At 76.6% G+C, this 6,538-nt stretch carries 4 protein-coding genes and 2 pseudogenes; 3 read left to right on the forward strand and 3 right to left on the reverse strand.

Annotation, left to right across the window (positions count from 1 at the left end; all coding sequences use genetic code 11):
* Positions 1-42: 42 nt before the first annotated feature.
* Positions 43-1,164 carry a DUF2786 domain-containing protein gene (locus EAO70_RS02160; protein ID WP_261992595.1) on the reverse strand — a complete coding sequence of 374 codons (1,122 nt, stop codon included), beginning with the start codon at positions 1,162-1,164 and terminating at the stop codon, positions 43-45.
* 77 nt (positions 1,165-1,241) lie between these two features.
* Positions 1,242-1,631, reverse strand: coding sequence for a winged helix-turn-helix transcriptional regulator (locus EAO70_RS02165; protein ID WP_148001339.1), 390 nt, complete (start codon positions 1,629-1,631; stop codon positions 1,242-1,244).
* 83 nt (positions 1,632-1,714) lie between these two features.
* On the opposite strand from EAO70_RS02165, the pseudogene EAO70_RS38720 reads away from it, so the two are divergent.
* The 3 genes and pseudogenes from EAO70_RS38720 to EAO70_RS02185 form a co-directional block, all read left to right on the forward strand.
* Positions 1,715-2,224, forward strand: a pseudogene (locus tag EAO70_RS38720) (NAD(P)H-binding protein); the annotation flags it as partial.
* A gap of 384 nt (positions 2,225-2,608) precedes the next feature.
* On the forward strand, positions 2,609-3,532 hold the full coding sequence (locus EAO70_RS02175) for an ABC transporter ATP-binding protein (RefSeq protein WP_261992596.1): 924 nt from the start codon (positions 2,609-2,611) through the stop codon (positions 3,530-3,532).
* Positions 3,526-5,685: an FtsX-like permease family protein gene (locus tag EAO70_RS02185; protein WP_148001340.1), complete on the forward strand. Its 2,160-nt coding sequence runs from the start codon at positions 3,526-3,528 to the stop codon at positions 5,683-5,685. Before EAO70_RS02175 ends, EAO70_RS02185 begins: the two co-directional genes overlap by 7 nt.
* 218 nt (positions 5,686-5,903) lie before the next feature.
* Here the strand turns inward: EAO70_RS02185 and EAO70_RS02190 are convergent.
* Positions 5,904-6,458, reverse strand: a pseudogene (locus tag EAO70_RS02190) (GNAT family N-acetyltransferase); the annotation flags it as partial.
* Between the last annotated feature and the right edge of the window lie 80 nt (positions 6,459-6,538).

Raw genomic sequence — 6,538 nt, forward strand, 5'->3', positions numbered from 1 at the left:
CCTCAGCAGCGGACCGCGCGGGCCTCCACCCCCCGCCGTCCCTCAGCAGCGGACCGCGCGGGCCTCCACCCCCCGCCGTCCCGGGTGGAGGCCCGCGCGGTCCGCTGCTGAGGCGCCGTGGGTCCAGCCCTCCTCGTCCCAGGCGGCACGCACGCGCGTGGCGCGGGTCTCCGGGAAGAGTTCGTCCGTGCGGGTGGTGACCGCCAGGTCCCGGGAGGCGAGGGCGGGCAACAGGCTCGGGGCCTCGGACTCCACCCGGCGGGACGTCGCCGCGAGCCGCGCGCCGAGCCGGTTCGCGTACGCCAGCAGGAACGACTGCCGGAACGACTTCGTACGCTTCCGGCCGCCCGCCCGCTGCTCGGCCTCCGCCCGCGTCATCGCCGCCGTCCCCTGCACGAGCAGCGACGTGTACAGCAGCTCCACCGGGTCGAGGTCGGCCTCGAAGCCGACCACCGTCGAGAAGCCGTACGCCTCGTTCCACACGGCCCGGCAGTGGTTCGCCGTCGCCACCGCGTCGAGCAGGATCGCCTTGGCCTGCTCGTACGGCGGCTCCACCCCGATCCGGATCGCCCCCGGCGTCTCCGGGGTGGGCGCCCCCGCCGCGAGCGTCGCCCCGTCCAGGCTGTGCCGGGCCATCAGCTCCTGCGCCTTGGCCGTGAGCGCCTCCGCCTCCTCCGGGTACCCCGTCGCCTCCGCCTTCGCGAGCAGCGCCCGGATCCGGGACAGCATCCGCGGCTCCCCGGCCGCCGCCGGCGGCAGCGCCTCCCCCGGCACCGGGCCGACGGCGTCCAGCCGCGGCAGCCGCACCAGCAGCCGGTACACCTCCAGGACCGTCGTCGCGGACGAGAAGCGGTCCGCCGGCCGCACGGGCGACGCGTCCAGCTCGTCGAGCTGGGCCCGCCAGCGGTGCGGCAGCGTCTCGTAGCGGGCCGTCTCGCCCAGGACCAGGCCGCTCAGGAACCGGAGGTGCTCGTCGGAGAGGTCACGGCGGGCGATCCGTACGAGGTCGGCGGGCTGCCAGCCCCGGGCCCACAGGGTCCGCAGGAACTCCTCGCCGCGCCGCTCCAGTTCCGCGTCGGCGCCCCGGTCCGCGGCAAGGAGTGACGCCGCCGTGTCGAGGGACACGTCGTCCCGCGCGTACAGCGCCTCGAAGGCCCTGCCGATCGTGTCACCGGGGCCGCCGCTGCCCCTGTCGCCGCTGGTGCCACCCGTGCCGCTGGTGCCACCGGTATCTCTGGTGTTCACGCCGTCCTCGCGTCCCATGCCTCGCGCGACCGGGCGATCACCGAGCGGTGATCGAGCGACCAGTCGACGAGCTGCTTGATCAGGTGGGTCATGCTGTGCCCGGTCTCCGTCAGGGCGTACTCGACCTGCGGCGGCGTGGTCGGGTACACCGTCCGCGAGACCAGGCCGTCGCGTTCGAGCCGGCGCAGCGTGAGGGTCAGCATCCGCTGCGAGATGCCCGTGACGAGCCGCTGGAGCTCCCTGAACCGCCTCGGCCCCGCCGCGAGTTCGACGACCACGTGCACCGTCCACTTGTCGCCGAGCCGGTCCTGGACGTCCCGCACCCCGCAGTCCTCCGCGCAGCTCACCAGGGGTTCCGTGGTTACCTCCGTGTGCCCCTCGGACATCGATGTGCCTCCTTACGCGATGCGCCCCGTCCCTCCACGATGGTCTCAGCCACCACGTCCTCACCACGTTCCCAGGGGGAAGCATGCTGCTCGTCACCGGTGTCTCCGGAGCTCTCGGCTCACTCGTGGCCGACCGGCTCGCCGGTCGGCCGGACGTCGCCCTCGGCACGCGCGCCGGGCTCCCCGGCACCCGCCGGGTCGACTTCGACGCGCCCGGGACGCTGCCGGAGGCCTTCGCCGGCGTGGACACCCTCCTGCTCGTCTCCGCGGGCTACGGCGAGGACGACACGGTCGTGGCCCGCCACGAGGCCGCGCTGTCGGCCGCGGAGGCCGAGGGCCTGCGGCACGTCGTCTACACCAGCCTCTCCGGCGACGGCGACCACCTCACGTACGCGCTCGCCCACCGGTGGACCGAGCGGCGGCTGCGCGGCTCCCGCGTCCTCGACTGGACGATCCTCCGCAACGGCCTCTACGCCGAGCTCCTGGCCGGGATCGCCGCGCCCGACGCGGAGCACCGGATCACGGCTCCGCTGGGCCGCGGCCGCCTCGCCGCCGTCGCCCGCGCGGACCTCGCCGACGTCGCCGTCTCGGTCGCGACGGACCCGGCCGCCCACCGGAACCGGGTGTACGAGCTGGTCGGCGAGCGCGCCCTCGGCGGCGACGACCTCGCGGCGGCCCTGGGCGCGGTGTACGCCCCCGGCACCCTCGCCGACGCCCGCGCCGCGATCGCCTCGTCCGGGGCGGCGCCGTTCCAGGTGCCGATGCTGACGAGCACGTACACGGCGATCGCCCACGGCTTCCTGGACGGCACGGGGGTGCGGAGCGACCTGCGGACCCTCCTGGGCGGACGCGAACCGCTCGACGCGCTGGACGTGTTCGTGAAGGCGGTGCGGGCGCCGCGAGGTCGTCGCCGGGCGTACACCGCGCCCAGGGCCGCCGCGAGGTCGTCGCCGCCGGCCGCACCCGCCGCACCCGCCATGCCCGCCACGCCCGCCACGCCCGCCACAGGCGCCGCACCCGCCGCGTCCGCCCTCGCCACCGCCGTACGACTCCGCCGGCTCACCCGCCACCACCGCGACGTCCGGGCCCTCGACGGCGTCGACCTCGACTTCCGCGCCGGGACCTTCACCGCCGTCATGGGCCCCTCGGGCTCCGGCAAGTCCACCCTGCTCCAGTGCGCGGCCGGGCTCGACCGGCCGACCTCCGGGCAGGTGGAGGTCGGCGGGGTCGCCCTCGAAGGACTGAGCGAGCGGCAGCTGACCCTGCTGCGGCGCGACCGGATCGGCTTCGTCTTCCAGGCCTTCAACCTGCTGCCCGCCCTCACGGCCGCACAGAACGTCGCCCTGCCCCTCCGCCTCGCCGGCCGCCGCCCGTCCCGTACGGAGGTGGGGGAGGCGCTGGCCCGTGTCGGGCTCGCGGGGCGCGAGCGGCGCAGGCCCGGCGAGTTGTCGGGCGGACAGCAGCAACGGGTGGCGATCGCGCGGGCGTTGATCACCCGTCCGGCGGTCCTCTTCGGCGACGAGCCGACCGGCGCGCTCGACTCCACGACGAGCCGCGAGGTGCTCGACATGCTGCGGGAACTGGTCGACCGGGACGGGCAGACGATCGTGATGGTCACCCACGACCCGATGGCGGCGGCCCGCGCGGACCGCGTGGTCTTCCTGGTCGACGGGCGGGTGGCGGGCGAACTGCCGGGGCCGACGGTCGAGGCGGTCGCGGCGCGGATGACGGCGCTGGAGACGGGCGCGCCGGTGGTGGGCTCGGCAGCGGGCCCGACACCGGCTCGCACCGCCACCACCGCCACCACCGCCACCACCGGCACCACCGGCACCACCGCAGGGAACGCCACCACAGGAAGCACCACCGCCGGAAGCACCACCCCCGGGAGCCCCACGTGCTGACCGTCGTCCTCTCCGGCCTCCGCGCCCGCTGGGCCTCCTTCCTCGGCGGGTTCCTCGCCCTCGCCCTCGGTGTCGGCCTGCTCGTCACCATGGGTCTCGGACTGTCCGCGACCTTCCACGCGCCCGAGCGCCCTCCGCAGCGGTTCGCCTCCTCGCCCGTCGTCGTACAGGGTCAGGACCGGCTGACGCTCGACGTGCGGCGCGGCCCCGGCACGGCGTCCGTGGCGCACCGGCTCGACCGTCCACAGCCTGTGGACAGAGAACTGCTCCGCGAACTGCGGGCCCGCTGGACCGTCACCCCCGGCGACCGCAGTCCCTCGGATCCCGCCCCCGCCAACGCCTCCGCCTCCGCCGCGCCCGACGCCGTCGGCGTCGACGCCCCGGCCGCCGAGGTCAGGGCCCTCGTCGGGCATCGTGCCCAGGTCCTCACCGGCGACGAACGGCGGCGCGCCGACCCCGACCACGACCGGGACGCCGACGCGCTCGTCGGCGTCAACGCCCTCCTCGGCACCGCCGGAGGCGTCACCGCCTTCGTCTCCGTCTTCGTCGTCGCCTCCACGTTCGCCTTCGCCGTCGCCCTGCGCCGCCGCGAGTTCGGCCTGCTGAGGACCGCCGGAGCCACCCCGGGACAGATCCGCCGGCTCCTGCTCGCCGAGGCCGCGGCGCTCGGCGTCCTGGCCTCCGCGGCCGGGTGCGCGCTCGGCGCGGCCGGTGCGCCGCTGCTCGCCCGGCTCCTCGTCGACGGCGGCCTCGCGCCCGCGTGGTTCACGGTCGGCGGCCCGGTCTGGCCGTTCCACGCCGCGTTCTGGACGGGCGTGACGGTGGCCCTGGCCGGGGCCCTCGCCGCGTCCCGTCGGGCCGGGAAGGTCGGCCCGACGGCCGCGCTCCGCTCGGCGGACGTCGACACCGACACCCTGCCCGCGGGCCGGGCCCTGCTCGGTACGGGGCTGCTGCTTGCCGGGCTCGGACTCCTCGTCTGGACGTACGCCACGGACCCGTCCGCGCTGCTCAAGCGGAAGACGTACACGACCCTCCCGATGCTCCTGATCACCGGCATCGCGCTGCTCTCGCCGGTCCTGGTCCGCCCGGTGGCCCGGCTGCTGCGGCTGCCGGGGGCCGTGGGGACGCTGGTACGGGAGAACAGCGCCGCCTCGGTCCGCCGCACCGCCGCCGTCGCCGCCCCCGTCCTCGTCACCGTGGCGCTCGCCGGAACGCTCTTCGGCTCGGCGACCGGCGTCACCCGCGCGAAGGGCGCCGAGGCGCGTGAGCAGACGACCGCCGCGTACGTGGCGGCGGCACCGTCGCTGCGGCCGGTGACGGCGCCCGCCGGGGCCGTCCTCTCCCCCACCGGGCCGACCTCCGTCTTCGTACGGGACGGGGACGCGGCCGTCGTGAAGTACGGGGCGCGGGCGGTCGGCGACCCGGCGGCCTTCGCCGACCTCGCCCGGCTGCCCGTGGTCGACGGCGATCCGCGGGACCTCGACGACCGGTCGATCATCGTCAACGAGGAGTTCGAGCGGCGCCGGGTCGGCGAGACCGTCGAGGTCTGGCGGGCGGACGGGACCGGCCCGGTGCGTCTCCGGATCGCGGCCGTCCTCGCGGTCGGCACCGGCGACAACGGCCCGTACGTCACCCGGGCGAACGCCCCCGGCTCCGTCACCGACCGGATCGACGCGCGCGGTGGCGGTACGGCCGCGGTGCGCGCCCTGGAGGCGAGCGGCGGCACCGTCGGGACGGCCGACGCGTGGGCCGCGGCCGCGCGTTCGTCCGGCGGCAGCCCGCAGGCCCGGCTGGGCATGGTCCTGGTCCTCGGCATCGCCCTCGTGTACACGGTGATCGGCCTCGCCAACACCCTGCTCATGGCGACCTCGGTGCGCGGCGGGGAACTGGCCTCGCTCCGGCTGGCCGGCGCCACCCGGACCCAGGTGCTGCGGGTGGTGACGGGCGAGGCGGCCCTCGCCGTGGCGATCGGCACCCTGCTGGGCCTGGCGGTGACCGCGCTCGTCCTGGGCGCCCTGGGAGCGGGTCTCGCCGCGCTCGCCGCCCCGGTGGTCGCGGTCTTCCCCTGGGGGACGGTGGGCGCGACGGCCGGTGTGTGCGCGGCGGTCGCGGTCGCCGCGTCGGCCCTCCCCGCGTGGCGCCTGACGCGCTGAGCGGCGATGGTGGGACGGACGGGGCGGTGACCGGGGTCGGAGCCGGGTCACCGCCCCGTCCACCGCCGGGCCCGCGGGGCCTCCGGGATCGACCGCCCCGGGGTCGCCGCCCGGGCCCGACCGCCCTCCCCCGGGGCGGTCGATCCCGGAGGCCCCGCGGGCCCGGCGGTGGACGGGGCGGTGACCCCCACCCCGTCCCCCGCGGACGCGGACGCCGACGCGGACCGCGCCGCTCTCCACTCCGGGGCGAGGACCGACCAGACCTCCTCGTCGTGGCGGCGGCCCCGGTACGGGTGACTCGCCCTCAGGACGGCGTCCCTGCTCATGCCGAGGCGGCGGGCCACCGCGATGCTCGGCGCGTTGTCGGTGGAGACCACCCACTCGACGCGGTGGATCCCCCGCACCTCGATCGCCCAGTCGATCAGCGTCCGGGCCGCCCGGGTCACCAGGCCCCTGCCGACCGCCGCCGGCTCCAGCCAGCAGCCCGCCTCGGCCGTGCCGCGCGCGGTGTCGAGCTGCCGGAGGATGACCGCGCCGACGAGGGTGCCCTCGCTCCAGATGCCGTGGATGCGGCCGGAGTCGGCGGCCACCTTCTCCGCGTAGAGCCGGAGGAACGCCCGGCTGGACTCCAGGTCGGTGACGACGTCGGGCAGGCCGTTGCGGGCGCCGATGAACTCGCGTCCGCGGTCCATGTGCGCCAGGAACTCCTCCGCCTGCCACGGTTCGAGCGGCCGCAGCTCCGCGCCGTCGTCCCCCAGGGATATCGCGTACATCGTCCTCGCCTTCCGGTGGTTCGGGACCGCCCCGCGCGGCGGAGGGATCCTCCCACCCTCCGCCCGTCCCCCACACGGAA

It is taken from the genome of Streptomyces sp. adm13(2018) (assembly GCF_008042145.1).
In the GTDB taxonomy this organism is placed as follows: domain Bacteria; phylum Actinomycetota; class Actinomycetes; order Streptomycetales; family Streptomycetaceae; genus Streptomyces.